Source organism: Breznakia pachnodae (assembly GCF_030814225.1).
GTDB classification, from domain to species: Bacteria; Bacillota_I; Bacilli_A; order Erysipelotrichales; family Erysipelotrichaceae; genus Breznakia; species Breznakia pachnodae.
In genome coordinates, this window is sequence record NZ_JAUSUR010000001.1 from 162,828 (window position 1) to 189,367 (window position 26,540).

26 protein-coding genes are annotated in these 26,540 nt (G+C 27.9%); 7 read left to right on the forward strand and 19 right to left on the reverse strand.

Annotation, left to right across the window (positions count from 1 at the left end; genetic code table 11):
• Positions 1-5 precede the first annotated feature (5 nt).
• The gene (locus tag J2S15_RS00790) at positions 6-2,669 is read left to right on the forward strand and encodes a calcium-translocating P-type ATPase, PMCA-type (RefSeq protein ID WP_307404533.1); all 2,664 of its coding nucleotides are present in this window, start codon (positions 6-8) and stop codon (positions 2,667-2,669) included.
• Between the two features lie 33 nt (positions 2,670-2,702).
• Here J2S15_RS00790 and J2S15_RS00795 read toward each other — a convergent pair whose 3' ends face one another.
• Entirely contained in the window at positions 2,703-2,870 is a 168-nt protein-coding gene (locus J2S15_RS00795) for a hypothetical protein (protein WP_307404535.1), read from the reverse strand.
• Between the two features lie 124 nt (positions 2,871-2,994).
• Between J2S15_RS00795 and J2S15_RS00800 the strand changes: the two genes are divergently transcribed.
• From J2S15_RS00800 to J2S15_RS00815, 4 genes are all read left to right on the forward strand, one after another.
• A complete protein-coding gene (locus J2S15_RS00800) occupies positions 2,995-3,216 on the forward strand; it encodes a hypothetical protein (RefSeq protein WP_307404537.1) in 222 nt (73 codons plus the stop codon).
• Between the two features lie 142 nt (positions 3,217-3,358).
• Positions 3,359-3,838, forward strand: a complete 480-nt coding sequence (locus J2S15_RS00805; RefSeq protein ID WP_307404538.1) for a protein-tyrosine phosphatase family protein — start codon at positions 3,359-3,361, stop codon at positions 3,836-3,838.
• Between the two features lie 37 nt (positions 3,839-3,875).
• Positions 3,876-4,325, forward strand: a complete 450-nt coding sequence (locus J2S15_RS00810) for a hypothetical protein (protein ID WP_307404540.1) — start codon at positions 3,876-3,878, stop codon at positions 4,323-4,325.
• A gap of 101 nt (positions 4,326-4,426) precedes the next feature.
• Positions 4,427-5,671: an Ltp family lipoprotein gene (locus tag J2S15_RS00815; protein WP_307404542.1), complete on the forward strand. Its 1,245-nt coding sequence runs from the start codon at positions 4,427-4,429 to the stop codon at positions 5,669-5,671.
• A 652-nt stretch (positions 5,672-6,323) separates the two neighbouring features.
• On the opposite strand, the gene J2S15_RS00820 is transcribed toward J2S15_RS00815, so the two are convergent.
• Entirely contained in the window at positions 6,324-6,938 is a 615-nt protein-coding gene (locus J2S15_RS00820; RefSeq protein WP_307404543.1) for a hypothetical protein, read from the reverse strand.
• A gap of 1,438 nt (positions 6,939-8,376) precedes the next feature.
• Complete coding sequence (locus J2S15_RS00825; RefSeq protein WP_307404545.1) at positions 8,377-9,270, reverse strand: hypothetical protein; 894 nt, start codon at positions 9,268-9,270, stop codon at positions 8,377-8,379.
• A gap of 376 nt (positions 9,271-9,646) precedes the next feature.
• On the opposite strand from J2S15_RS00825, the gene J2S15_RS00830 reads away from it, so the two are divergent.
• A complete protein-coding gene (locus J2S15_RS00830) occupies positions 9,647-10,093 on the forward strand; it encodes a hypothetical protein (protein WP_307404547.1) in 447 nt (148 codons plus the stop codon).
• Positions 10,094-10,216: 123 nt separating this feature from the next.
• Here the strand turns inward: J2S15_RS00830 and J2S15_RS00835 are convergent, their stop codons facing one another.
• The 16 genes from J2S15_RS00835 to J2S15_RS00910 form a co-directional block, all read right to left on the reverse strand.
• The gene (locus J2S15_RS00835) at positions 10,217-11,032 is read right to left on the reverse strand and encodes a DUF4238 domain-containing protein (protein WP_370872442.1); all 816 of its coding nucleotides are present in this window, start codon (positions 11,030-11,032) and stop codon (positions 10,217-10,219) included.
• Between the two features lie 61 nt (positions 11,033-11,093).
• Positions 11,094-11,264 (reverse strand): hypothetical protein, encoded by a 171-nt coding sequence (locus J2S15_RS00840; RefSeq protein ID WP_307404550.1) that lies wholly within the window; start codon positions 11,262-11,264, stop codon positions 11,094-11,096.
• 62 nt (positions 11,265-11,326) lie between these two features.
• Complete coding sequence (locus tag J2S15_RS00845) at positions 11,327-12,214, reverse strand: SAV1803-related protein (RefSeq protein WP_307404552.1); 888 nt, start codon at positions 12,212-12,214, stop codon at positions 11,327-11,329.
• An 80-nt stretch (positions 12,215-12,294) separates the two neighbouring features.
• Positions 12,295-12,441: a hypothetical protein gene (locus J2S15_RS00850; RefSeq protein ID WP_307404554.1), complete on the reverse strand. Its 147-nt coding sequence runs from the start codon at positions 12,439-12,441 to the stop codon at positions 12,295-12,297.
• An 86-nt stretch (positions 12,442-12,527) separates the two neighbouring features.
• Positions 12,528-13,490, reverse strand: a complete 963-nt coding sequence (locus tag J2S15_RS00855) for a hypothetical protein (RefSeq protein ID WP_307404556.1) — start codon at positions 13,488-13,490, stop codon at positions 12,528-12,530.
• A complete protein-coding gene (locus tag J2S15_RS00860; RefSeq protein WP_307404558.1) occupies positions 13,480-14,145 on the reverse strand; it encodes a hypothetical protein in 666 nt (221 codons plus the stop codon). The genes J2S15_RS00855 and J2S15_RS00860 overlap by 11 nt, the downstream gene beginning before the upstream one ends.
• A 59-nt stretch (positions 14,146-14,204) precedes the next feature.
• Positions 14,205-15,827 carry a hypothetical protein gene (locus tag J2S15_RS00865; protein ID WP_307404560.1) on the reverse strand — a complete coding sequence of 541 codons (1,623 nt, stop codon included), beginning with the start codon at positions 15,825-15,827 and terminating at the stop codon, positions 14,205-14,207.
• Between the two features lie 89 nt (positions 15,828-15,916).
• Positions 15,917-16,840 carry a hypothetical protein gene (locus tag J2S15_RS00870; RefSeq protein WP_307404561.1) on the reverse strand — a complete coding sequence of 308 codons (924 nt, stop codon included), beginning with the start codon at positions 16,838-16,840 and terminating at the stop codon, positions 15,917-15,919.
• Positions 16,840-18,057: an MBL fold metallo-hydrolase gene (locus J2S15_RS00875; protein ID WP_307404563.1), complete on the reverse strand. Its 1,218-nt coding sequence runs from the start codon at positions 18,055-18,057 to the stop codon at positions 16,840-16,842. Before J2S15_RS00875 ends, J2S15_RS00870 begins: the two co-directional genes overlap by 1 nt.
• A gap of 19 nt (positions 18,058-18,076) precedes the next feature.
• The gene (locus J2S15_RS00880) at positions 18,077-18,781 is read right to left on the reverse strand and encodes a hypothetical protein (RefSeq protein ID WP_307404565.1); all 705 of its coding nucleotides are present in this window, start codon (positions 18,779-18,781) and stop codon (positions 18,077-18,079) included.
• A gap of 255 nt (positions 18,782-19,036) precedes the next feature.
• On the reverse strand, positions 19,037-22,771 hold the full coding sequence (locus J2S15_RS00885; RefSeq protein WP_307404567.1) for a hypothetical protein: 3,735 nt from the start codon (positions 22,769-22,771) through the stop codon (positions 19,037-19,039).
• 19 nt (positions 22,772-22,790) lie between these two features.
• Complete coding sequence (locus J2S15_RS00890) at positions 22,791-23,201, reverse strand: hypothetical protein (RefSeq protein ID WP_307404569.1); 411 nt, start codon at positions 23,199-23,201, stop codon at positions 22,791-22,793.
• Positions 23,202-23,510: 309 nt separating this feature from the next.
• Complete coding sequence (locus tag J2S15_RS00895) at positions 23,511-23,786, reverse strand: hypothetical protein (RefSeq protein ID WP_307404572.1); 276 nt, start codon at positions 23,784-23,786, stop codon at positions 23,511-23,513.
• A gap of 263 nt (positions 23,787-24,049) precedes the next feature.
• Complete coding sequence (locus J2S15_RS00900) at positions 24,050-24,688, reverse strand: hypothetical protein (RefSeq protein ID WP_307404574.1); 639 nt, start codon at positions 24,686-24,688, stop codon at positions 24,050-24,052.
• Positions 24,689-24,770: 82 nt separating this feature from the next.
• A complete protein-coding gene (locus J2S15_RS00905; protein WP_307404576.1) occupies positions 24,771-24,974 on the reverse strand; it encodes a hypothetical protein in 204 nt (67 codons plus the stop codon).
• Between the two features lie 690 nt (positions 24,975-25,664).
• A complete protein-coding gene (locus J2S15_RS00910; RefSeq protein ID WP_307404579.1) occupies positions 25,665-25,808 on the reverse strand; it encodes a hypothetical protein in 144 nt (47 codons plus the stop codon).
• A gap of 125 nt (positions 25,809-25,933) precedes the next feature.
• Between J2S15_RS00910 and J2S15_RS00915 the strand changes: the two genes are divergently transcribed.
• Positions 25,934-26,464 carry a site-specific integrase gene (locus tag J2S15_RS00915; protein ID WP_307404581.1) on the forward strand — a complete coding sequence of 177 codons (531 nt, stop codon included), beginning with the start codon at positions 25,934-25,936 and terminating at the stop codon, positions 26,462-26,464.
• The last annotated feature ends 76 nt before the right edge of the window (positions 26,465-26,540 follow it).

Below are 26,540 nucleotides of genomic sequence, written 5' to 3' on the forward strand. Positions count from 1 at the left end.
TCCTTATGGAAAAATGGTATGAACTGGAGATAGAAACAATTGAAGAATACCTGGTTACAAATATTACTACTGGATTACCACAAGAACAAGTGGATGATCGACAACAGGAGTATGGAAAGAATGTTTTTAAAACGAAAAAGAAAACAAGTTTAGTAAGAAGAATTTTACATCAGTTGCGTGATGTATCAACAATTGTATTATTAGTTGCCGCGGCATTGTCTTTTCTTTTGGCTTTTAAAGAAGGATCAAGTTTTATCGAACCAACTGTAATTTTAGCGATTGTTGTCTTAAATGTAACATTGGCGATCACCCAAGAAGGTAAAGCAGAAAAATCATTGGAAGCATTGGCTGAGATGAATTCACCTAACTGTACTGTCTTTCGTGATGATATCAGGAAAACCATCGATACTTCTGAAGTCGTAATTGGTGATATTATCATTTTAGAAACTGGTAGTATCGTTCCTGCTGATGCAAGGCTGATTGAATCTTTTGGATTGTCCTGTGATGAATTATCTTTGACTGGTGAAAGTGAACCAGTAGAAAAAGATGCTACTATAAGTATTTCTGGAACTGCTTCTGTTGGTGATCAAAGCAATATGGTATTCTCGGGTTGTATTGTCAGTACTGGACATGGAACAGCGATTGTAACTGCTATCGGAATGGACACACAAATGGGACAAATTGCCAGTCATCTTCATAATACCGAAACATTAAAGACTCCATTACAAGTTCGTTTGGATTCACTTGGACGTGTCATTAGTTGGATTGCAATCGCTTCTGCTCTTTTCTTATTGGCAATTGGTCTTCGTGGTGGTGCTGATTTTGGAACAATGATTATGATTGCTATTTCAATGGCAGTGGCTGCAGTACCAGAAACATTATCATTAATTGTCACTTTATCTTTGACCAATGGTGTACAGAAGATGGTCACAAAGAATGCTTTGATTCGTAAACTTCCAGCAGTAGAAACATTAGGTAACACTTCTGTTATATGCTCTGATAAAACAGGAACACTTACGCAAAATCGTATGACAATAAAACACCTTTGGCGTTATGGTACTCCACAAATTAGCAGTGATGATAATTTTGGTAGAAAAGAAGAAGAATTGGTGACAATGTTAGCACTTGCTAGTAATGCAACGATCGATAAAAATGAAGAAGGTAAAACAGAGTATATAGGTAATGCTACAGAAGTTGCTATTATGCAGTTATTAAGTAAAAAGGGATTAGAGAAATCCACTTTGGAAGATCGATATCCTAAAGTAGCTGAAATACCTTTCTCGTCAGAGCGAAAACGAATGAGTGTAATATTAAAAGAAACGAATGGATACCTTATTATAACCAAGGGTGCATTGGATCGATTACCCCTCGAAGAAATGTCAAATCAAAAGTATCAAGAAATCATGGCTGTACATGATTCATATGCGAAAAAAGCACTGCGAGTAATTGCAGTTGCGATTCGCTATGTGAAAAAATTACCTGATGAAAATGAATTAGAAAAATTAGAACAAAATATGTCATTTGTTGGTTTAATTGGTTTGATTGACCCTCCTCGACCGCAAGCAGCTGAAGCAATTGAAAAAGCAAAAAAGGCTGGAATACAAACTGTTATGATTACTGGTGACCACGCCACTACTGCAAGTGCAATTGCTGAAGAAATCGGAATTCTTAGTGAAGGTAAAAAAATATTAACTGGTAGTGAGTTGTCTCATATGAGTGAGCAGGAGTTAAATGATACAGTAAAGAACTATGCCGTATATGCTAGAGTCTCTCCTGAGGATAAAATTCGTATTGTGAAAGCATGGCAAGAGAATGGTGACGTTGTTGCCATGACAGGTGATGGTGTAAATGATGCTCCTGCTTTAAAAGCAGCCGATGTAGGTATATCAATGGGGATCACTGGAACTGAAGTTGCTAAGAATGCATCTGATATGGTACTTACAGATGATAACTTTGCTACTATTGTTGAAGCTGTCAGTGTTGGTAGAAATGTATATGAAAACATTAAGAAAACAATCTGTTTCTTACTTGTCTGTAACTTAAGTGAAATCGTTATAATGCTATTTGCTCAAATGGCAGGATGGGGCATCGTTCTAACACCAATTATGCTTTTACTTATCAATTTGCTTGGTGATGGTATTCCTGGCTTACAACTGGCTAAAGAGGTCTCTGATGAAGATATAATGGCTAAGAAGCCAATAAAACGTAATCAAGGATTATTTACGGCAGATATGTTACGTTTGATTCTTCGTCAAACTGTATCTTGTTCAGTTGTATCACTTCTTGCATTCTACATTGGTTCATTCATCGATGTATCTAATATTATGTCTGCAAGTCTAGATATCGGTCAAACGATGGCCTTTCTAACAATTGGATGGACTTCGATTTTACATATCTTTAATGTTCGCAGTAAAAAATCAGTATTTGAAACAACGTTATCCAACAATAAACCACTAACAATGAGTGCAATCGCGATGATTGTAGTATTTGGATTATTGGTAGCTACACCAATTGGCAATATATTTGGATTAACTCATATTGGTTTTGTTCATTGGTTAATTGTTATTGTCTTAAGCATTCTTCCTACCCTTTCTCATGAACTAGGAAGAGTTGCAGATAACAATCCTCACTCGATTAGAAGAAGAACTTACAATTATATTAAACGATAACATAAACGGATAATCTTTTCATGGATTATCCGTTTACTTTTTATTCATATTCTTTTTTTCTAATATCTGATTCATATACTCATAAGTTTCTGCAACTTCTTTACCATTCATTTTAAAAACTCTTTCTTCAGTTAAATCATTTCCCCAAGCTACTAACTCTTTATTATTCAGAATAAACCTTTTCATTTCGTCCAAGTTCATACATAACTCTCCTTCTTACAATCATTATAATAGATAATGCACTTATCTTCACTATTTCATTACGTTAAAGTTATTATTTTATACATATGCTATAATTTACATAATAAAGAAAAAGGAGGATACAATGTCAAAATTTATTAAAGTAATCAACAGAAACAAGAAAATGCTAAAGAAAAACAGTGAGAACGAACTAATTATCAATATTGATAACATCTCATTTATTGATCCTGAAGATATGGAAATCACTATGGTTTCATTACATCAATCTGGTTATGGATCAACTTCTCATACATTTGTAATTGATGATTATGATATGAGAAAATTATTAGCTAAACTTGAATACTAATCTAAACTTTTTAGTTTAGATTTTTTTTAGATAACTTACATAAAACAATATACTTTCCAAGTCATCACCTTTCATTAATTATACTTTATAATTTGTTTATAATATATTATAATATAAGTATAAGGAAGAAGGTGAAGAAGTAATGAATCAAATAAGTGATTTAGAATTGTACATTGGTACAAAAGAAGAATTTAATAACGCAAACAAAGAATATATGAAAATTGTATGTGCTTTAAACGAAGCAAATGGTTATGTTACTCATCAGTCATTGGTTAATCAGGTTGATAATGAACATACTGTAGATTCACCTGATTATTTGGTTTATGAAGATGAGGATATTATTTCATTGAATATGATTGATGATTGTAAATGTGTATGTGATGACATGATTGAACCAGCACTTGACTTTATTAGTAGCAATCTAGATAAAGGCTATAAAGTCTTTATTTACTGTAATACGGGCGAGTGCAGGAGTCCTTCCCTAGCCCTAATGCATTTATTAGAAACTGGTGTAATCAAGAAAGACGAATTCTGTTTTGATGTATTTAGAAAAAATTATTATCCTAAATATAATCCAAAAAATAGTATTAAAGATTATATCACAAACAGATACTTAAATTAATCGCTTATTATAAACTCTAACAAGAAGGAGTAAACCGATGAAAAAGATTGTTGTATTGATTTTTTGTTTAGGATTATTACCATTATTTGGATGTACAAAGAATGATATGAAAAATGGTGCAGAAATTATTGAGGAACTAAAAAGTAATGGAGTTTCAATTGATACTGCTGAAGATAACAGTTCTTCAATTCTGATAATACCTGGAGGTTCTCGCTTTCACACATTATATGACGATAGTACTGATTATTATACTATCTTTACTACAAACGATGCCAACACTGGTGTATACGGCATAGAAAGTGAAATCTATGCAAGTGACAATTGTCAGTTTCACTTACAAACTAATGAATCTATTAATGGAACAAGTTGTTCTAATGAAGATATTGATAATGCAAAAGAAACTAAAAGATTTGTTGGAGAACTTTTGGATGAATATAATCTTACAATAAATGATTTTGAAGCTATTTATAAAGAAATGATTAAGTAACTGTTTTTAATATCGCATTTAAATATAGTATGACTTACAGTTTTTCTTTATAAAAGATATAATTCCCCTTATAATAAGGATATATCATAAGGAGAAAGATAATGAGAAAATTATTTAGTTTACTATTAGTTTTAGGATTAATATTAAGCGGATGCGGGAGTAATGATTCAACAAGTAACGAAAACAAAGAAAAAGATGAAACAACAGAAAAAAAAGATATCAGTTCACTAGAACAAGAAAATTCCAATAAAGAGATATGGGATTTTTTATCTGACAAAAATGCATACTATAGAGTTAACTTTTTAAATCGTGATGCGTCTAAAGAAAGTGATTATTATGATTTTGACGGAAATGCTTATCCTGATACTGAACAAAGTTCTAAAACGATCAAACCTAGTGATGAAAGTTTCGAGGTAGATACTATCGCTATATATATGAATTCTAATGTTTGGTATGTCAAAGCAAAATTTAATAGTAAAGGTTCAATTACAAGTTTTCAATTTGATAACTATTCAAAAAACAAAGAGTATTATGAATATAGTTCGAAAAATGGTTCTTCATCAAATGATACCAAAGCAAATAATAAGTTTTATTACTTCTTGATGGAAATTGGTACGAATGAAGAAGGTTTTATAGATTATCTAGAATGGGTATATGATAACAAAGCACAAACTGCTATCAATACTGAAAAACAACACAACCAAACATATAATGACAAGTCTGAGGATTCAAAAAGCAATTCTGGTGAGAGTTCTGATAATAGTAATTCTGATAATAATTCTAATAATAATAATAATAATAATAATAATAATAATTCAAACACTACAAATCAATCAAATAATACTAACAATACTAACAGCAGTAATACTGGAGGTACTGGTGGAGGAAATAATTCATCTTCATCAGGTACATCATTAGCTAACCAAAATGCTGTGGACAAAGCACGTTCATATTTAAGCACATCTTTAGCATTCAGTTATCAGGGGTTAGTAGATCAATTAATATTTGAAGGTTTTACTGCTGAAGAAGCAGCCTATGGTGCAAGCAATGTAGGAGCAAACTGGGATGAACAAGCACTTAAGTCAGCTAAGAATTACTTAGCTACATCAATGGCATTTTCTTATCAAGGTCTAAAAGATCAACTACTATTTGAAGGTTTTACTGCTGAAGAAGCAGCCTATGGTGCAAGCAATGTAGGAGCAAACTGGGATGAACAAGCTGCTAAATCTGCAAAATCTTATTTAAGTTTTATGTCATTTAGCCGTCAAGGATTAATCGATCAATTAATCTTTGAAGGTTTTACCCAGGATCAAGCAGTTTATGGAGTTAATGCTGCAGGACTATAATAGAAAGTATCTAAGTTATGAAAAACAATTTGAAGTATAAAAGATAATAAATACCACATGTTTATATATAAAATAACCCCTTATTTTAAGGGGTTATTTATTTAAATGGCGTCCACAGAAGGAAAATCTTGAACAGTATCAAATAATCATATTTTCCTTTATTTATAGTATTATCTCACTTTTTTCTATCGTATTTTACTATGTATTATCATACTTTTTTATAAGTTTGTCCATGATTTGTCCGTAATCTGAAATTAAAATAATAATTATTTATTTAGTTCTATAATGTAATCAATTGCTTCATCAACTGTAGTATTTTCATCATTCATATCAATAACTACATTATAGATATTTTCATACATTTAGATCACCTCACTAGTATATACTCAATAATCCTTTATTCCTAAATAAAAAGTAGATACCATTGAGAATAGGTATCTACTTTAGTACTGTATCTACTCATTTTTGAACAACTATTACATATAATATAAATAGATAACTTATTTATCCTTTATAAACACAGATACAATTGTTGAAACTACAAAGACTATCATCGCATAGTCAGATGGTAATTCGTATCCTCTTAATCCACAGTATATCATAATTCCAAAACTAATAATTATAACAGCTTTAACTATTTCTTTTATTTTCATTATAGTCCAAAGTTTCTAGTTACTGTGTAATTAATATAGACATGTAAGAGCTGATCTCTTTTCATTTGAATTAATGCTGAAAACTTAATATTATATGCACTTGTAATATTTGCATTTTTACTTTGCACTTTTACTGCAGTATAACTATTTCCTGCATAAATGAAAACATCGTGAATAGCAAGAAACTTTCTCAAACTCCAGGATGTACTTCCTGTTGGTAAATAATAAGAGGCATAAACACCATAGTAAGCATTAGTGCTAATTTCTGGACGGCGATCCGTATCAGTTGGTGTATAAAATCTTGAAGTAAAATATCCATATCTAGTTTCCAATGCTCTAGGCATTTTCTCTCCACGTACTATAGCATCATTGAATCCCTCTAAATTATTCACATTTACTTTTATTTCAGCTTCTTCATATGATATATTATTAAGATCTGCAATCTCTTTAATAAATTCCTCTCTACTAAGTTCAACAAATTCATAGTCATCATCTTGCTGAACCTGTTGTGAGTTATTATCATCATTACTTGTGTTTTCTTCGGCACTTATTGCAGTTGGGACCACAACTAAAGTACATAGCAAAATAGCTAATAATAGTTTAATTTTTTTCATTCCTCTTTCCTCTTTCTTTCCTTATAACAATCCCCTCCATACCTGCGCAAATATATTTTGATTGTCAAAGAAACTTTATCACAAAAATAGTAGAATTTCTTGAATTTGTGACAATCGGTCAGTGAAAAAGGATAATTGGTAATGTCATTGTCATTTTTGGCCGGAATACTGGAAGAATCGGGAAATAAAAAGAATAGATACTTTGTTTGAATTAGTATCTATTCTTATATTTAATATTACATATTATATTTTAAAACGTAGTATCATCCATATACATAAACAGTTCACAATCTTCATCTACAAACTATCTAGTAGTTGAATCCCCTTTCTCTAGATCGTTGTAGAGCCTAAAGGTATCACCACCTACTCATGAACAATATAAATACTTTATAAGTGTTGCTACTGATGATGAATATAAATTATTATTTGAGACTTTACATTTTACTGGAATGCGCATAAGTGAGCTACAAGTAAGAAAATAGAGTGACATAGACTTCAACAATGGTACACTTGTTATCAATACTAACTATGACACAAGAAATAGAGTCATTACACAATCAACTAAGAATGGAACAGATAGAATCATATACTTAAATAAGAACCTCTTAGATGGACTTAAAAAGCACCAAGAAGAGGTTTCAAAGTTTTATGAATATAATGATGATTGGTATATCTTTGGAAGCATTAAAGTAATACCACAAAAAAAACTGTAGAGAACCGCAAGGAGTAATACATCAAACTATGGAATGAAATAAATCCTGATAATCCCCTGCCAAAAATTAGAGTTCATGACTTTAGGCACTCACACGTTTCACTTCTGATTAACAATGCTAGCAAGGAAGATTTAGATAGTTATATCATTGCTGAACGACTAGGACATTCTAAAGAAATGGTTAAAAAAGTATATGGTCATTTATTTCCTGAAAGGCGTAAAGAAATACTCAATATTTTAGAAAACCTTTGATTTTGTCCGTGATTTTTGAATAACCAAATAAAAAAACCCAGTTAAGGGTTTATTTCATAAATGGCGTCCACAGAAGGAAAATCTTTAACTATATTTAATAATTATATTTTCCTTTATTTATCGTGTTTTATTACTTTTTATCATTATATTTTATTACGTATTATCATACTTTTTTATAACTTTGTCCGTAATTTGTCCGTAAATATGACCAATTATTTAAAACATATATTTTTCCAATCCTTTCTCAAACATTTTAATACATAATTAATGTAAATTATATAAACTTACGTTTGAATTATCTATGTATCTACTTGATTTATAATATTTTAATACTTTTTATTTATGTCTCTCAATTGTTCCACAATATCTACTATATGTTGTTAGATACCAGTATACAATGTGACTAACATTAAGATAAAAACAATATCATTACTCATTTATAAAAAGTATCCAATAGCGTTATCCTTAAAAAAATTAATCATTAAATGATGAATAGAAAATCTTATTTCTTGAAGAATAATTCATATCCTTTATTGATTCAGAAAAATAGGAATTTGAAATGTCTTTCATTAGTATACACAAATTGTTAAACTCATTCTTAAGCCATAAATATTTTTCAAATACTCTTATATTGGTAATGTTTTCATCTAATCCATCTATAATTTCTTTTTTTGCTTTACTTAGTAATTCATAATAATTACTTCCAATATCTTTGTCTGAAACATTGTGCATAACTCTAAAATAAGTTAATTGATTAAACCCTACTAGTCCGTCATTATATCGTTCAATATATTGGTGATATGGATGCCTATTTTTTTTAGTATCTAATGGATAATTCAATCTTTTAACTATTTCACCAGACAAGACTATCCTCGGAAAAATAGCTTGATCCTCTTCTATTCTATAAGCATCTATTATAGCTGGTCCGAATGCTTTTGAGCTTTGAGAATTATCATCAACATGCATATCACCCCAACTTATTGCACCACGAATTAAAATACCATTAGACAAAAGTTCAGCGCCTATTTTAGATAAAACAGCAATTAATGCTGATGTTCTTTCGTTTATATGATTATCACCATTAACAGTAATAATAATTGAATCAGAAAAGCAAAAACATCTAGCCATTTTATTTATATAATAATCATCTAAATTTTTTTTCTGTGCATCTTCTTCAACATCAATTAATATTTGATTGTCTTCCCAAGTTTTTTTTAAGCGAAGATTATTGAATTTTTCAAGCGCTGTATCTATTTTAAGTAAATTATTAGCGTCGTTAATAGATTTTTTTACAAGCGATGAAAATCCAAGAATATCGATAAATGCTACTATATATTTTTTATAATCTTCTTTTTTTCTATAGTTCATAGATAAATTTCCTCCTAATTTGAGTAAGCATTACTGTATGAAATAACTTATTTATAAGTATTGCTCACTATTATAATAGTAACTAAGTTCTATAATATCGAATATGAATAACTATTTTCATTTCCTCCATATATTTTTTTATAATATAATCTTTTCACTTTCATTCATTTTAGTCAAGTTCAAAATCTTGTGTAAACGTATTTTGAATTAGTAAATGAATTATTTAGTAATCTATTTTTGTTTTATCTTCATACCTAATATACTGCCTAGTATTTGGATTAAATGATAAGTATACAATTAATAAATTCTTTGAATTTCTAGATAATGTGTAAATTATAATATATATGCTGTATAATTTATACACTGAGGTTAAATAATGAAAGATAATTATGCAATATTAAAAAAGAAAATCGACAATTTCAATTTGTTTTATGCTGAATGTAAAATTCAAAATAATATTAATAATATTTTATTGAAGGAAAAGCTGTTTGATGTTTTATCATGGATGGAAGTATGTATTATAAATATTCCATCTTTTAATGAGGAAGAAAGTAAAATCATTAGTGCAATTAAATACGCAAATAATAAAAGAAAGCATAGTATAACGATATATACCCATACTTTATCTACTTTTGATCTATTACCATCAAAAGACTTATTACCATCAAAATTCAAAATAATTTGGAATGATCTCCCTCTAGAGTCGAAAGGATTTTCAAATCAACATAAAAATTATGTTAAGTATTTGATGAAGAAAAATATTCATGAAACATTAAATAATATATTTTCAATAATAAGTAAATATTATATGGAAACACTTTGATTCAATTCAACAAAATTTTACTAATTGCTCCAAAATAATAAAACTTAAATATTATTAATTTTAAGTTTAAGTTATTTGATATTTCCTTCATAAGTTTGATCGACAAATGATTTCATCAAAATTTCACTTAATCCTTTTCTCCTTTTCATCATTTTTCATTTCTTCGTAGTATTTTTTCATAGAAGAAAGAGACCAAAGATGAACTTTGTCATTCCATTTCTTATCAGATTTTAAAATTTGCTGTTTAAGATCGAAATATTTGCTTATATTAGTTTGAAAGATAATTTTTTCAACACTTGCTTTATATTCAGTTACTAAACTAAATTCATATAGTGCTTCAGGGCAATCTTTTATACTTATTATACCAGTTTGTAGATTAGTCTTTGAATCGGATAATTTCAACAGTATTGTTGGAGATAGTGGCATAATAATTGTATCAATCATAAATTCACCAAGTGCTACACATGGGTGATCTCCAATGATAAATTGATCTTGTGGCTTATTTAAAATAAATATATTTGGTTTAGATTTTTTTATTATATTAAAAATTGCACTAAAATAGGTTTCAGTTTCTTTAAGTTTTCCTGAAAACCCATTTTCACCATAAGTACCCAATTGTAAAATATATACCATATTATTTACAAACTGTTGCTTAGCTAGGTTTAAAGAAGATTTTGATGTAATTCTATTCAAATAGCTACTAGCATCTCCAAAATAACCTTCTCTTCCTCTTGGTGTACGAATAATTTGTAATGCAAAGTATTTACTTAGTTTATCCCATTCAATTGAAGTCACTCTTATATGTTTTGTTCTCTTTATTGATTTTGATAATGTTACATCTGTGATAATTTTTTTCAATATAGGAGTAGCTGCATCTTCAATTCTTTTAATATGATTTTCCGTATCATTAGTTTTAATTAATTGAGAACTGTCTTCCATGCGAAATGTATAACCACCAGATTTTACAAAGGAATTCATACTATCAAAACCGTACAGCACTTCATAAAAAAAACGTTTTAAACATTATAGATTTTGATGATTTTGGTTTTTCATTCACTAAGTCTCCATTAGATTTTTTTCTTATAACTCCTACCTGTCCTGAATACATCCAATTATCAATTATTGTTTTTCTTTGAACAAAATGCTGATTTTTAGCAAATTTTCGACCCACAATTACCTCCTAATTTCCTTACAATTATATCATTTAAATTTGAGAGATAAAAAATATAAACATCATATAGGTTGACTATCATTTAACAGTTTTATTAAATCTTGTCTAACTATGTTAATCATGGCTGACTTGAATGCTTTTAGATCAGGATAATTTTCATTGTACTTCTGATTATATAATATATTTAAAATTTTATCCCTTGAAGTATTATAGGTTATATTCAGTTTTTTTAGTTTGGGATATTCTTTATCAAACTCAGTTTTCATCCTCAAATCACGTTTTCTAGCTAAGTTTATTCTTTCTTCCTCTTCTTTTTTTAGTAAATCATCATATTCTTCTAAACTCATATTTTTTAATTTTGCACTAAATTCTCTTCTTCTTTTCTCTTCTATATCCTTTAACATATCATTACTTTTTTTTAGCAATGAAGCTGCTTGTCTAGTAGATAAAGCAGCCCTTCTTATACACTCTTTCATCCACTCAGGTTTTGGTACTTTCCCTTCGATAAACCAATCATTAATTTTGGGCTTAAGATATTCTTCATTTCCCCCATCTCCAAATTCTCCGTTTGTTTCTTTTGTTATTAATGTATGTAATATAAAATGCTCGCAAATATCGCAATATACTAAGTTCTCCTTTTTTTGCAATTCATAAGGATATCCAAATTCTTCTATTGCTTCTTGATTAGAAATACAAATATATTTATTTTCAAAAATATGGTGACATTCTAAACCTTCTTTAGCTCTACTGTAATTTCCTTTTCCTATTTTTTTTATTTCTCCTTTTAAAAATCTTTCATATGATTTTTGCTTAAAATAATCATCTCTAACTTCTCCATATTTTTGTTGAAGGATGGTAATACATTCATTATATGATTTATCAAGCAACTTCATATACCATTCTAAATTTTCTTCTTTAATTTCTGTAGTAATAAGTTTATTTACACGCATATTATACCTCCTTCTTCCATTTTTTAACGGTAAACTTTAACCTAGTTAAAAATTAATTATATTTAACTAGAGTTATAAAGTTAATGTAACTGATAATCCACCATTAGAAATTTCCATTCATACATGATATGAGCTTCAACAATTGTTGCTTTAACAATGGCTTCCTCATATGAATAACCCTTTTTCACAAAATAGTTTAGTAATATTTTAAACGCTTCTTTAATCATAATTATACTCCTCTTATTCTTATATTCGTAAAAGAAATATGTATTCCTAAATATAACAAAAATATTAAGTACAATATTAGAAATGTTTAGTCCAGTAAATCAAGCATTTGAAACAAAATACTTGATATTGTTCCATTAACAAAACATTTATGGATAAAGCCTTCACCGAATCTCTCATTTGCAATAATGTATTTTAAATACAAACCACATTGGTTGATATTTAATTTACTAATATTCCAATTATTCTTTATATCTTGTAAGTAATCCTGATATGACTTCCCTTCTAAAAGACAATGTTCATTTATTAATTCGATAATTTTGTAGATAATGCTTTTTTCATTATAATCATTCTTTTGTAAATCGAAAAAAAGTCTACTAATCTGCTCTTTTAACTTTGAGTAATCTCTAATTATTGCTACAGTAGAATAAAACTTACCATTTTTTGAACCTGGATAATTATCATAAGTTATCCAATCAACTGAATATTCATTATTTAACTCAATTGGATGTCTTCCTTTTGTTGTTCCATCTCCCAAATTCTCTCCCCAACATTTAATTCCTTTTGTGATATTTTTTCCAATTTCAAAACTGAAATCCAGATAACCTGAGTTTTCTCTAGGTATATTTACATAGGAAGAATCATTAGTTAGGAAGACTGCATATCCTACTTGAAACGTATCATCACATTTCATAATCGATTCGATTCTACAAATATCCTTAATATAATCATAACAAGCTAAGTCTTTTGCTCCTTGTTTTTTCAAACTGTAAGGTTCATCTCCTTCGAAAACTTCAATATTGTTAGTTTTGTATTTTAATTCTATTGGTATTATTTTGTTGTTGCCATTCAAATAAATATCTATATAACAATTTTTATTATTCAAACTACATACTCTCTCTAATCGGACTTCCAAATCCTTATTCATTTCTTTAATTTTCCAAGCTAAGCTAAACTGAAAATCTGCCTCATTATGAAAAATTTTTCTTTTTTCAATTACTTGATGGATAGCATCAAAAATATCAACATTAAGATAATTATTACAATTCATATTTAGAAAGTTCCATCTTTATTTCAGCAAGTTTATTAAAACTTTTTTTAAAAGACCAGCCTACAGGTCCTCCTGTTAAATGTGGAAATCTGAAAACCCTTATTGAAGATTCATTTGATTTAATGTCACCTACTATTATTTCACTTTTCTTATAATGAGTTTCATTTACCAAATTTTCTTGATCGAAAGAAAAATTGCTGTTAGAGTCACTTATATAATAAGTTGCAGCATCAAAAGCTGAAAATGAAAAGAAAATAATGACATCTGGTTTAATTTGATTAACAACTTCATAGAAAGCCTTCGTAGACATTCTTATATCAGCTTTCCACTTTGCTTTATTTATTTTTCCATTTATTGTTCTTTGCAGTATCTTCTGCACATAATTATAGTAATACACCTCTTGCAAATTATCCTTTATAATTCCATTACATGTAAGGAATTCAGTAATATTATTAAAGAATTTAATATTCCATCTATCTGCATCCACTTGATGGAAATATCGATTCATTACTAATTTTGGAAAATCATTTAATACTTTTTCATCCCCATTGTAGTAAGTCGAATCATCAGAATAGTATGATTCTCCAACTATCAATATTTTTTTATCTTCTCTTAATTTTTCACCTTTATATACTGGTATTTTTATATCACTCATATTTACCTCCGTTTGTGTATATAATTTACTACTGTTAGATAACTAAAAATACTCAAGACTTATTCATCAATAAATTCGTCAATAATATAAGAAATAAATTCTTTATTTCTCTCGTTAGTATCTTTGATAGACTTTAAATCTAAACTTATTTCAAAAAGAAGTATGCGCATTGCTTCACTTTTATCAAATTTATTTAGACCCAAACTTGTTTGCGGTTCAACATATTCTTCCTTCATATGATTAAACCGATCATGTATTTTAATAACATCATTACTATATATATTCATTCCAGTGCGAGCAATTGTTTCATCACTAAATTCTCTTTTAAAATTATTCACAATATGATTTAATTGAATATTGTCAATATCATGTTTATTCGATGCTTTAATATAAACATTTAACCTAATTACATTTACACCTGTAAATTCCCAATATCTATCTTTCACATTTCCAAACATTGGCTCTATACCATTTCCAATTTTTAGTTTTATTAGATATTTTCTACTGCTTGAATCAAATCTTACTCCATAACTATCTAAAGATAAATAATCATCACCAAGATTAATATAACTTTCATATTTTTTTATAGTTTCTATAATGAAAGTTGAAAACCTTTTTTGATAATCTAATTTCATTGGTTCGTACAGTCTTTCTATGTTGTCATTTTTAACACCTTTACTTTTGTCTAGATTCCCAATGAAAAAATCTGTTACTGCACAATATACTTCTTCCACCATTGTTATTGAATGTTGAAGTTCTAAAATGTGTGAGTTAATTTCTTCTATTTCAACCTCTCTATTTTTGAATCTTTCTAATAATCTATTATAATAATTAGACTCTCTTGACTCTTGAATTTCTATTTTTCTTCTTTCCTCATCTTCAATTCTTTTATTCATTTCGTTTGATAATTGTGTTTTTTTTCTTTTTTCATTTTCTATATTATTCTTAATTTCTTTATGTTCTTCTCTTTTCTTCTCAAGCATTTCTATTTCATTAGTTGGATAGCCATCAATCACACCAGCTATTAACTTATAATTATAATCAATACTCGAAAATCCAGAATATTTGTTAAAAAAAGTTCTTGTAATTGATTGTCCTGTTTTTTCAAAAACAAATCGATCTCTTATATGTTTTTTTAATAATTTATAATCTGATTGACTTAAATCTTCAATAAATAATACATCTTGATTTTCAACTTTTGATAAAAAACTCTTAAAATACTGTGACTCAGTAAAATTAATTTCTTTTGTGTATGGAATTATTTGATCATTAAAGTAATCATATAAGTAGCACTCAACATTAACAAAAGCATTCTTAACAATATTTTCAAAAGTTTCAGACCCTTGTGGTGTAACTTTATAGGAAGCATATGCACCTATTCGAAACCCTTTAACCTCTCCACCATAAGTATGAGTAACTTCTTTTTTCTTTTCAAATGATTTACATTCTGAAAAAAATGTACTTTTATCAAATATTAATACTCCATTAAAAGGTTTCCCTTGTAATTCGCTATGATGTTCTACATTTAATAGCGTAACCCCATTATAATTCCATGCCTTCAACTCCATCCCATGCTCATTTCTCAAAGCAGGATCTATTAAAGAATTAAATCCACTACTAATAGATTCTTTATACTCTTCTACAATATCTATTCCTTTTAAATCAATATTATATTTTGACATTTTCTCTCCTTTTTTCAAAGTAAACTAATGAAACAATATAGTTACTATTATCATAACAATGTTCTCTATATTCTAATTATTTAATAATTTTATTCATTATCTAATTTACTGTCCCAAATTGGTTCTAAAATTTTTATTCCTTTCAAACTATTCAATTCACGTATTTTATCTTTTACAGGTTTTGATTTCAGTATTTCTTCTATTTTTCTTTTCTCATTAATATTTGTATATCTAATTATAAAAGTATAATAACAAAAATCCTTCTTCATATCCAATTCAATTGATTCATGAATATCTAACTTTTGATTAGACTTATTCCAAAATTCAATTTCATCTATTTTATCACTTAAAAAATCCTGATTAAGTTTAATATAGTTTATTGTCTTTTGAAGATGATCTTCAATTCCTGATTTTCCTAAACAAGATTGAGAATTGAACTTTACTTCTGCTAAAACTACTCGATGTTCATTCTTACAAACTCCTATTAAATCAAATCTTCCCCCACCATTATCATGTTTTTTACTTTCCTTAACAGGGTTGTATTCCATATCATAAAAAAGAAAATTAGATTCTTCATTAGAGAACAACTCCTGTTGGTATTTCTTTTCTTTCATAGGCAAATTATAATTATCACAACACTCTTTTATTAAGTCTGCATATTCTATCCAATCATTAATACCCTTGTTAATAAATTTTATAGTAAATTTTTCAGTTTCTTTATCATGGCCAAAAACTCTTTTTAAAGTAACAACTGCAACAGGTAGTTGTTTTTCAGTTCTTCTACTATTAATTTCAAAAATCCCACCTTTTACTTCTCCCTTATAGTTATTTCCATATTTGGTTATTTTGAGAGTATTATAACCTTTATAATAAATATTTATTATCTCATTACTATTAGTCTTTCGATAACATAATATAAATTCTTTGTTATTTTTTAAGTATCTAATTAACGGTTTTAAATCATTATATACAAAATCAATAAAATCATTTGAAATAATTCTTAACTGTCCCATTACACCTCAAACTCCTCTCCATAATCTAAAATAATTGAATTTTTATATTTCACATAGTCTTGTTTTCTATTTGTATGAATTGGAATTACATAATCATATTGTATCGTTTCCAAGACTCTATTTCTCGTACATTCATCAGCATGCCCTGATGTGTGAATCAGTTTTATATCTATTTCCATGTTCTCAATAGTTTCTAAGAAATGTTTCATTTTACTGTTTCTTTGATAACCACTCCACATGGAATATATTAAACATGCATTATTTAAATAACCTTTTTTATGGTACATCTCTATATCTTTCAGCATACTTTGCTTTATTATAAGAGCAAAATCTCTTTTAGTCATTTCTAAATATCCATCTTTCCTTATTGGTTCAACATATGTATTATAAAACTCACTTTTTGATTTTGCTTTGTATTCAGAACGTGAGAAGGGCACAAAAGAATAAACATTTGAAAAATCATTGGGATTGGGTATCTTATATCCGTAACTCGCTAATAATAGTGTAATATTGGCAGTAAAAATATTTTCTATAAATATCTTTCCACTTCTTGTAGCCGCTTTATATACTGTGACTATTCTATCAATATTAGTGGTGCTTTGTAAAACTAATACTTGTTTATATTTCTTGCAAACATCGAATAGATTATCACAAAGTTCTTTCTCTGACTTGTTTATAATCTCTTCTCTTGATATTGTAGTTCCTTCCATTAATAGAACATTTACTTTTTTTATTTTATTCAACGTTGGCAAAAGCAATCTTCCTTTATACCCATTTTCACGAAAATCTCCCATATGTAATATACTTTTTCCATCACACTCTATCAAATACATCAAGGAATTAAATGCTGAATGATCTACAACATAATTTTTTACTATAATACTTTTAATAGTAATTTCTTGATTTATAGATATTTTAATAACTGCTTTTGAGAGTTTTTGATTTGTAAAATCTGCAAGTAACTTATATATTTCATAGCTAACTCTTTCCATATAAACAGGTATATTGCTTGGTATATAATCGATTAATCCTGCATGGTCTAAATGGCTATGAGTAATAAAAACTGCTGAATAGTCTTCCCATTGAATATCAGGAATTTGCGTCTCATCATCTAAATCGCAGCCAAAGTCGATTAAAATTTTTGTATTATCGTTTGAAGATATTTCAACTATATTTCCACCAATGCTATTTGATCTCCTTATTATTTTTAATCTCATGATTCTCTCCTACCATTTCTTAATCAAATAGATTATTAACCCTTTTATCTAATTCCTCCTTCTGTTTGGCAAATTGCTTCAACACAAGCAAAGCCCTCTCATCTGCTAAATCTAAAGATTTATTAAATAATTCAAATGATTTAGTAGTAATTTTCTCTCTTAGTTCACCTTGTACATCATTAAATTGCAATTCAAATTCTAAAATGCTTCTAGCCTCAAATAGCATAAATCCATTTCCATTCTTAGCTTCATTAAAAATACTCTTAACGATACTTTCTGGATTGGTATACTTTGAAAAATCAATATTTACTAATTCTCCCAATCGATTTTTCATCATTATACAACCAGCATGCAATATCGCTTTATATTCTTTAAGAGTCTTACTTAAATCATCTAAATTATCTAATATTTTCAGTTGTTCTTTAATAGCATGATAAAATATATTTAAACTAAAGAAATTTATATTTTCATAATAATTATTTTCTTCACTTCTGCCGCCTTCAATTAGAATTGCAACAAACCTAGTTGATAAGTCTAAATCACTAATCATTTTATGAATCAAATTTTCCCTGTCATCTGAATCACTTTTATTACTTCTATATCCTTGATGTATTTGAATTTTAATTTGATTGTCATAGTACAAAGAAAACTGTGATCTATAAGTAATTAAAAGTCTCTCATATCCATTCATAACTTCAATAATTTTTACAGTATTATTTTCCATTTATTCTCTCCATTTTCTTTAGTTCTATTATCATTGGTACTCATTTAACATGAAACTATTGGTTTAACTTACTTTAAATTATATCATTTTATCACAAGATAAACTTATCTATATAAGACTCAATGCCTTTACTTTAATAAATCCTATATCACAAAATGATAAAAAGTATATTTATTCACTTTGATTTTATACTACATATAAATATTATTGTTATATCTCTTTTCAAGATTCTATCTCAAAAAGATGACTTCAATATTATTCAAATGTTTCATTTTCGATTCGTCTTTGCCTTTCAATTTCTTTTGTTTCTGTCTTTATTTTCTTTTTCAATTTTAATATTTCAATATTTACATCATCTTTCAAATCGTTTAAAACCTTATCATATAAATCAAGTAATAAATCTATTCTATTGCCAAGCAAAATCGGCAAGGATTGATCCTCATTGAATGGATAAATTGTTTTACATAATACCTTTAGAAGTTTATTATTTTTTGTATCGTTAACAACATTTATAATATAATTTCCAAGGTCTGTCCATTTGTGTGTCTTTGTATCTTCATCGACCATAAATGGTTCGCAAAAATCCACAAATTCAACAAGAGTTTTAATATCTTTGTTTTTTATCCACTCTAATTTTTTTTCATCAGGAATATAAGTAAGAGGACTTCCCCAAAATGAATTATATAGAAACCAGTTATGAGGAGATCTTATACCATTCTCTTCATTTACAATGAATAAATCTAAAAATTCCTTATAATAAAACTGAAGCAATGGAATGAATACTCCTTTTATATCATTAAATGAAATATAGTTTTTTGCCATTTCAAATTTGAAATTAATAAAGAATCGTGAAACTTCTTTACTAAATCTATCATCAATGAAAACATTTTTTGCAACCTCTCCAAACTCATGTTCAATTCTTGAATTAGAAGAGGTTTTATTAAAGAAATCATAATTTAAAATGGAAAGAGCACTTAAGCTAATTAACTCATCAGATAATTTTTTCTTACTTAAATAATGTTCAATTACATCTACTTTCAACTCTATTGATTCATTTGACTCATCAAAAGTATTTAGATAACATATTATTTTTTCATCTGACATATCAACAATTTTATAAGTCAAATTTAAAAACTTTGACTTTTCTATAACTCTTGCTTCCACTAAATTTATCAATCTATCAAAATCGACATCATTTATTTCTTTTACACTTTGTAAAATAGGATAAAACGAAACTGTTGTTGCATCATTACACACCATTTGAATGCATTCTTGATAATTATCTTCGTTCTCTCTTAATGCCGTAAACATGCCTTTTAGCAGTAGAGAAATCCCATGATTCGAATTGTTTTTTTCATTTACATGTCTAATAATCAACTCCAAAATGACTTTCTGAGAAACTTCCTTTGACATTAAGCCTATGCCAAATTCAACCATATAATAACTTCTTCCACCAAGTAATAGATTTATATTCTCTTGTAATATATTAAGAGAATTTGAAAATTCTTCGCCTAAATGTATAATTGTTTCACGCAAATTATCATGATCATCCTCTATTAAATCAATATCAAGACGTAGTTTATTATCACTATATAAATATATCTTAAACTTCTCCACTAAATTTATTGGCTTTACTATTTTTGCTAAATCTAAAAGTTCTGTCTTTATCTGGTCAGGTAAATCTTCTTTATCAAAATAAAACAAATGATTAATACTTAGCCATAACTCTGGAAAACTCTCTTTTTCAACCAATTTATGTATTTGAGGTTTTAAATAATTATAAAGTCCTCTTTTTAATAAACTTGGATAATTATTAGCTAAAGTAATTTTACAATTTTGATTATAATGGTCATCAAATAGATAAGAGAATATTAAATCTAATGTCGCCGTATACCATTTCCTTATCGCTTCGTGGGTTTTAGGAAAGTAACCATAATCACGTTTCATTGTTCCGAAATCTTCAATTGCAAATCCTGAAAATCCATCTGTTTGCAATAACTTATCAAGTAAACAAAATGCAAGTTCTTCTGCAGCATTATTTTTCATATCAAATAAATATCTTATTGAATTAAGTCTTTGTTCAATTGTTGCATGGGTCCCAGAAAGATAAAGTTGATATATTGTTTCAATTTGTCTTTTTACTGAATTATGTGTTTCAATTTTCCCCTCAGATAAAGAAAATCTAAATAATAATAAGATACAATCATCAAAATACTCTATATCATATAATATAAAAATTATCATATAAACATAGTCATTATAATTTTTGTTTTTTCGTGAGAAAAATGATAGGTTTTCAATTTCTAATAGTCTTTCTACAATTTTATCTGGAATAAGATACTTTAAATTTGAAAGTACCTTAACCATTTCAGATTTAACTACTTCATAATTCGTAAAGTACTTATCATGTATTGATATTGCAAATTGAATTGCCTCTTTATACGTATGGAGATATTTAATCCTTCTTGATAACGATAAAAATATTCTTGGATAGTCATCAATTATATCCAATATATCTTTCCTATTGTGTTTAATAAGAAAATCAATTGCCAGTTTATTTGCTAATCCATGGGGCAATACTGCTCTCATTTCCCCCCGTGACTGAACTAACTGCATTTTTGTTAACTCTTGAATATTCTCATACAACTCCGAGCATGATAACCCTGATATTTTAGAAAAAAACTGAAGCTCGCTTTCTATATTAAAAGAATATACTAATGAACATACCTCTGCTGTCTTTAATAAATTTATATTTAATTCGTTGTTAGAGTAAAACAATCTATCAAATAACTCATCACTCCGTAAAACACCAATTGATTCATTTTTGTCAAATGTCTTTGCAAAATATGTTGCTAGTCTGAAATTACCTCCAGAATTTTGCACAATTGTTTCAATATGTGGCAGCTCTAAATTATCATAATTTTCCTTTAGATACCTTTCGATTAAACCATCGTCACTACTTACCATATAATAATTTGCCGTGTCAAGTACATCATCTTCTTTAGCATCATATTCAATTGTTAGTAATGATACCTTACTTTCTTCTGTATTACATATTTTTGCTAACCTCGTATGCAATTCTTTCTCACAATTATCAACTATTATAATAACTCTCTTTCTCAAATTTATTAAGTATTCTATTAGTGACATGGGAGTGGGGTTAGGTTGGTTTCCTATATCACAATACAAAAGTAGATTAGAATCTAAATTAACTTCATCTAGTGACTTATCAAATAATGCAAATGCCAATCGTGTTTTACCAACGCCAGACAAACCAGCAATCCTGACAACTTTACCTATCTGATTCAAATCTTCACGTATTTTTTTTATACCAGTCTTCATATCAATTTTGTTTTCTTCTTTATATTGCTCACTATATAAATAGCTCTTTTCACTAATTAAAAAATCATTGTTCAACTCTTTGGAGCCTTTTCTCCACTCTTCATATGTTCGCCATCCTGTAAATGCAATTCCTGTTTTATTTTTCACCCAGGCACATAAGGGTGGATACATATTTATCCATGATGCTAGTCGTGTATTATCGTAAAAATCAAATACTAGGTTCTCGGAGTATTCTCCTGCAGTCTCCTTCATTACTTGTATTCTCTTCTTTAATTGAGAATCTGTAAGCTCTGCTTTAGAACTTATAATTATATATGCACCATTATCAGAAGCTAACTCAATTATACTCTCTCTTAATTTTCCTTTTAGTCTCATTTCCCTTATTATCATTGCAGGCTGCAAATCTGGCACTTTAACTTGAAAGACAGTTCTATTTGCTGGTATGTATTCATCTTGAAGACTTATATTTGATGACATTCTAATTCGAACATCAACACCACCATCTGATGAGTCTTGATTTCCTCCATATGTAATAGATTTTGTACTTATTTTAAATGAAGATAATGTTGCTTCGCAAAGTAATCCTATAAGTGTCCTTAAGTCATCATCTCTAAGTTTTTTTATATCCTCCTTTGTCACTACAAACATTTTACTATCCTCCTGTGCATCAACTGCTGCTTTCTATAATTAATTTGTTATAAGCCTTTTTAAATAAATCATAAGCTTCATCTTGTGATACATTGCGAATATAAGACCCAGCCAATTCATTTGTTTCCATATTCTTAGACTCTATTGGACCATTACTTTTCCCTGGATTATCATTCATAATGATGTCAATTGAACTAATTCTTTCTGTTGGTCTAACAAGTGAATATTTAATTATTCCCCCATCTTCTTCCACATCCACGATTAGTGCAGTTTCTATAATCAAATCAAGAGATTTGGAGCCATCATATGACTCAATATAAATAAAATAGTATCTTGATATCTCTTTTCCTAAAGTTATATCCCCATAAGTAGTTTTACATTTCTTTAAATCAACTCCCTCTATATAACTATTAAACTCGTTACTATTCATATATGCCATATAGTTATCGGTATTCGAATACTCTAAATAGGTATATTCTGTATAATTAGGAATATACTTTAACGGATTAACGACTATTTTACCACCCGAAATATCATCTATTTTTCGTATATACCAATAATCTAAATCTTCTCTATATGTAAGTAATGTTGCACTTTTAACTTTACCTTGCTCAATATCTATTTCAACAGAAGAATCACTAAATGCATTAGCATATTTAGAATTATGTTCATCCTCTTCTAAAATTTCAATTTTTTTGCTTTTATTTTATAATCCTCTGATGTATTATCTAATTCCCTATTAGTGGTATATATAAGACTTCGATTTTCTTTCTCTAATATCTCTTGTTATAGCTGAAAAAATAGTTATTCCTGCAATAACTATAGATAAGATTATATTAGTTACACTTAACCAAAATGTATCTTTTTTATAAAAAGACTTACTTTCATTTTTAATTTCAATTTTTACAGATTTTTCTTCATTAGAAAGTTTAAACTCAAAATCATTATTACTTTTTTTATCTTTTACTTCTTTTCTTAACTTTCTATTTTCTCTTTTAAGCTCATCCCTATTCATCCTATCCCCTCCAAATTAATTATAGAAATATTATATCAAATAAAAAGTACTCAATCTAGAGTACTTTTAGTAGTTTAGTATTTCGAATAATTTATTGACATAAATTTTAATATCAATAACAGATCATGATCATGCATTTCATACATAGGACACAACTAGGTTATAAATGCACATCAAAAACTTAGGAATCCCACCTCTTTCGTTTGATCATATGCAATTATTTGTACAATTATTGGATACTAAACCTTGCTCTCACAAGATAATTATTTATTCCCGTGATATTTAAATATTAAAAGCAGATAAAAAATAATAAAACAAATAAATATTAAATAGCTACCAAAAAATAGAATGGAAGACATTAGCAATGAATTGTACTCACCTCCAATTATGAAATAACCACAAAACCATGATACAAGTGGAAAAAGCAGAAAAATACCTAAACATATACAATAAAACGAATAATTATGGATAAAATTTTTATCTTCTCTATCATTCCTTAACCATTGTTCCCAAAACATAGCAGCCTCATCTATATTATTATTAACTCCTAATAATTCATTAACCTTCTTTTCTATTAGAAGTATATAAGATGATAATTTAATCTGGCGATATACTTGATCAATCCAAATCACTGATATTGAAATAGATATAACTGGAAATATTAAGCAGTAAAAATACATTGAGTGAATAATAGAGCTCAAAATATGTTGTTGAAATCCCAATGTTAACAATACACCAAATATTGTTATATAGAGAGAAATTATTGTTATTTGAATTTGTAACTTGTGAATTGACTCTGCTTTTACCTCTTTATACTCTGCCAAAATAGAATCCAATATCAATCTAATTTTCATTTCATCTTTTTTTCTTACTTCCCCTAAATAAATATGTTTTTTTCGCATTTTAGTCCTCCCTTTTCTAAGCATTAATTATAAGCTATTGAATAACCAACAATCATTTCATCACTATACAAAATAATAACTATTACTTCTCAAGTGTAATTAACATCTCATCTAACATATCATACAAATAGTCTGATGGTATTTGTCTATCATCCGTCATTTTTATCAAATCATCATTAGAGAGACTTAAAATTAATTTTCCATTTTCTCTTAAACACCCATGAATTGCTTTTTTAGCATTTTCATCTTCACCATATGGAGAAATAATTATTGCTACTGAGCGCAACGCCTTAGAATATAGATATTTTTCTGTAGTATATATTTGACCTTGCTTGATTTTATCGCTATAATTTTTAAATTCAAAAATAATATATATATTATTAAAGTAGTCATTGAGTACTTTCCACCCCCCTCAGACACATTGTCCTTAATTTTACAAATTAAGTCATATCTATATAATGACCCCTCAGTTGATGTTTGTTCTTTCCACATTGTTAATTCATCATTGAACAACTTTTCTAAAATGTCTATGCATAGTTTTTCATAATCTGAAAAACTTCTATGTTCTGGTTTCCATGTTTTCAATTCGTTTTTATAGTCCTGTAATGTCTTCACATTTGATTTAACTTCTTTAGTTTTTTTATCAAATAAAGAGATATTGGGTTTTTTTGGCAATATATCATTTACAAAAAATTTAATAATGATATTAACTTATTTTTTAGAATATCGTTCTCTCTAACTAAATATAATAAATGAGAAATGTCTAGAATTGTAATGCCTTTAAGTAATTCAATTTCTCCTGAAATTTTGTCAAAACCAATTTCGTTTGCAACAATAAAAATAATTTCACTATTTTTATTGTTCGCATACTCTTTTTGCTCAAGAATATTTTTAGAAAAAACTATTGCTTTTCTCAAATTAACTAAAGAGAAGTTTCTATCTCTATAGCATTTTACTTCTACAAAAAAATCATGATTTATCTTAAAGTCAAACCCTTTTTTTTATACCAATCATTATAATTGTAATCAATTTCTAAATCATAATAAATAAATAATTCTTCAATAAATTCTTCAAATAAAACAGCCCTTTTCATGGGGATATCTATGTTGATTGTATCCATTTCATTACCTCCAATATTAAATATATAATTATTATAACAGTTACATTATACAAAAAATAGAATGAATACTATATTTCTGGGTTCTTACTTATATTTCTTTATTTGCTCCTGATGATGAATATAAGTTGCTGTTTGAAACTTTATATTTTGCTGGAATGCGCATAAGTGAGCTACAAGCAAGAAAATGGAGTGACTTAGACTTCAACAATGGAACACTAGTTATCAATACTAACTATGACACAAGAAATAGAGTTATTACACAATCAACTAAGAATGGAACAAATAGAATTATACACTTAAATAAAAACCTCTTAGATGAGCTTAAAAAGCGTCAAGAAAAGGTGTCAAAGTTTTATGAATATAATGATGATTGGTATATCTTTGGAAGTATTAAAGTAGTTCCAGAAAAAACTGTAGAGAATCGTAAAGAACTATATATCAAACAATGGAATGAAATTCATCCTGATAATCCCCTCCCAAAAATTAGAGTTCATGACTTCAGACACTCACACGTTTCGCTTCTGATCAACAATACCAGCAAAGAAGATTTAGATAGTTATATCATCGCAGAACGACTAGGTCATTCTAAAGAAATGGTTGAAAAAGTATATGGTCATTTATTCCCTGAAAGGCGTAAAAAATACTCAATATTTTAGAAAATCTTTGATTTTGTACGTAATTTGTTCGTAATTTTTGAATAATCAAATAAAAAAGCCCCATTTAAGGGCTTAT

Bases quoted from the DNA above. Each gene is read 5' to 3' on its own strand.
- J2S15_RS00890 (WP_307404569.1), bottom strand. From the start codon at position 23,201: ATGAATAGTAACGAGTTTAATAGTTATATAGAGGGAGTTGATTTAAAG.
- J2S15_RS00805 (WP_307404538.1), top strand. From the start codon at position 3,359: ATGAATCAAATAAGTGATTTAGAATTGTACATTGGTACAAAAGAAGAA.
- J2S15_RS00795 (WP_307404535.1), bottom strand. From the start codon at position 2,870: ATGAACTTGGACGAAATGAAAAGGTTTATTCTGAATAATAAAGAGTTA.
- J2S15_RS00825 (WP_307404545.1), bottom strand. From the start codon at position 9,270: ATGAACTATAGAAAAAAAGAAGATTATAAAAAATATATAGTAGCATTT.
- J2S15_RS00865 (WP_307404560.1), bottom strand. From the start codon at position 15,827: ATGTCAAAATATAATATTGATTTAAAAGGAATAGATATTGTAGAAGAG.
- J2S15_RS00830 (WP_307404547.1), top strand. From the start codon at position 9,647: ATGAAAGATAATTATGCAATATTAAAAAAGAAAATCGACAATTTCAAT.
- J2S15_RS00790 (WP_307404533.1), top strand. From the start codon at position 6: ATGGAAAAATGGTATGAACTGGAGATAGAAACAATTGAAGAATACCTG.
- J2S15_RS00870 (WP_307404561.1), bottom strand. From the start codon at position 16,840: ATGGGACAGTTAAGAATTATTTCAAATGATTTTATTGATTTTGTATAT.
- J2S15_RS00815 (WP_307404542.1), top strand. From the start codon at position 4,427: ATGAGAAAATTATTTAGTTTACTATTAGTTTTAGGATTAATATTAAGC.
- J2S15_RS00860 (WP_307404558.1), bottom strand. From the start codon at position 14,145: ATGAGTGATATAAAAATACCAGTATATAAAGGTGAAAAATTAAGAGAA.
- J2S15_RS00850 (WP_307404554.1), bottom strand. From the start codon at position 12,441: ATGATTAAAGAAGCGTTTAAAATATTACTAAACTATTTTGTGAAAAAG.
- J2S15_RS00835 (WP_370872442.1), bottom strand. From the start codon at position 11,032: ATGGAAGACAGTTCTCAATTAATTAAAACTAATGATACGGAAAATCAT.
- J2S15_RS00845 (WP_307404552.1), bottom strand. From the start codon at position 12,214: ATGCGTGTAAATAAACTTATTACTACAGAAATTAAAGAAGAAAATTTA.
- J2S15_RS00800 (WP_307404537.1), top strand. From the start codon at position 2,995: ATGTCAAAATTTATTAAAGTAATCAACAGAAACAAGAAAATGCTAAAG.
- J2S15_RS00875 (WP_307404563.1), bottom strand. From the start codon at position 18,057: ATGAGATTAAAAATAATAAGGAGATCAAATAGCATTGGTGGAAATATA.
- J2S15_RS00900 (WP_307404574.1), bottom strand. From the start codon at position 24,688: ATGCGAAAAAAACATATTTATTTAGGGGAAGTAAGAAAAAAAGATGAA.
- J2S15_RS00880 (WP_307404565.1), bottom strand. From the start codon at position 18,781: ATGGAAAATAATACTGTAAAAATTATTGAAGTTATGAATGGATATGAG.
- J2S15_RS00820 (WP_307404543.1), bottom strand. From the start codon at position 6,938: ATGAAAAAAATTAAACTATTATTAGCTATTTTGCTATGTACTTTAGTT.
- J2S15_RS00810 (WP_307404540.1), top strand. From the start codon at position 3,876: ATGAAAAAGATTGTTGTATTGATTTTTTGTTTAGGATTATTACCATTA.
- J2S15_RS00895 (WP_307404572.1), bottom strand. From the start codon at position 23,786: ATGAATAGGGATGAGCTTAAAAGAGAAAATAGAAAGTTAAGAAAAGAA.
- J2S15_RS00885 (WP_307404567.1), bottom strand. From the start codon at position 22,771: ATGTTTGTAGTGACAAAGGAGGATATAAAAAAACTTAGAGATGATGAC.
- J2S15_RS00855 (WP_307404556.1), bottom strand. From the start codon at position 13,490: ATGAATTGTAATAATTATCTTAATGTTGATATTTTTGATGCTATCCAT.
- J2S15_RS00910 (WP_307404579.1), bottom strand. From the start codon at position 25,808: ATGGATACAATCAACATAGATATCCCCATGAAAAGGGCTGTTTTATTT.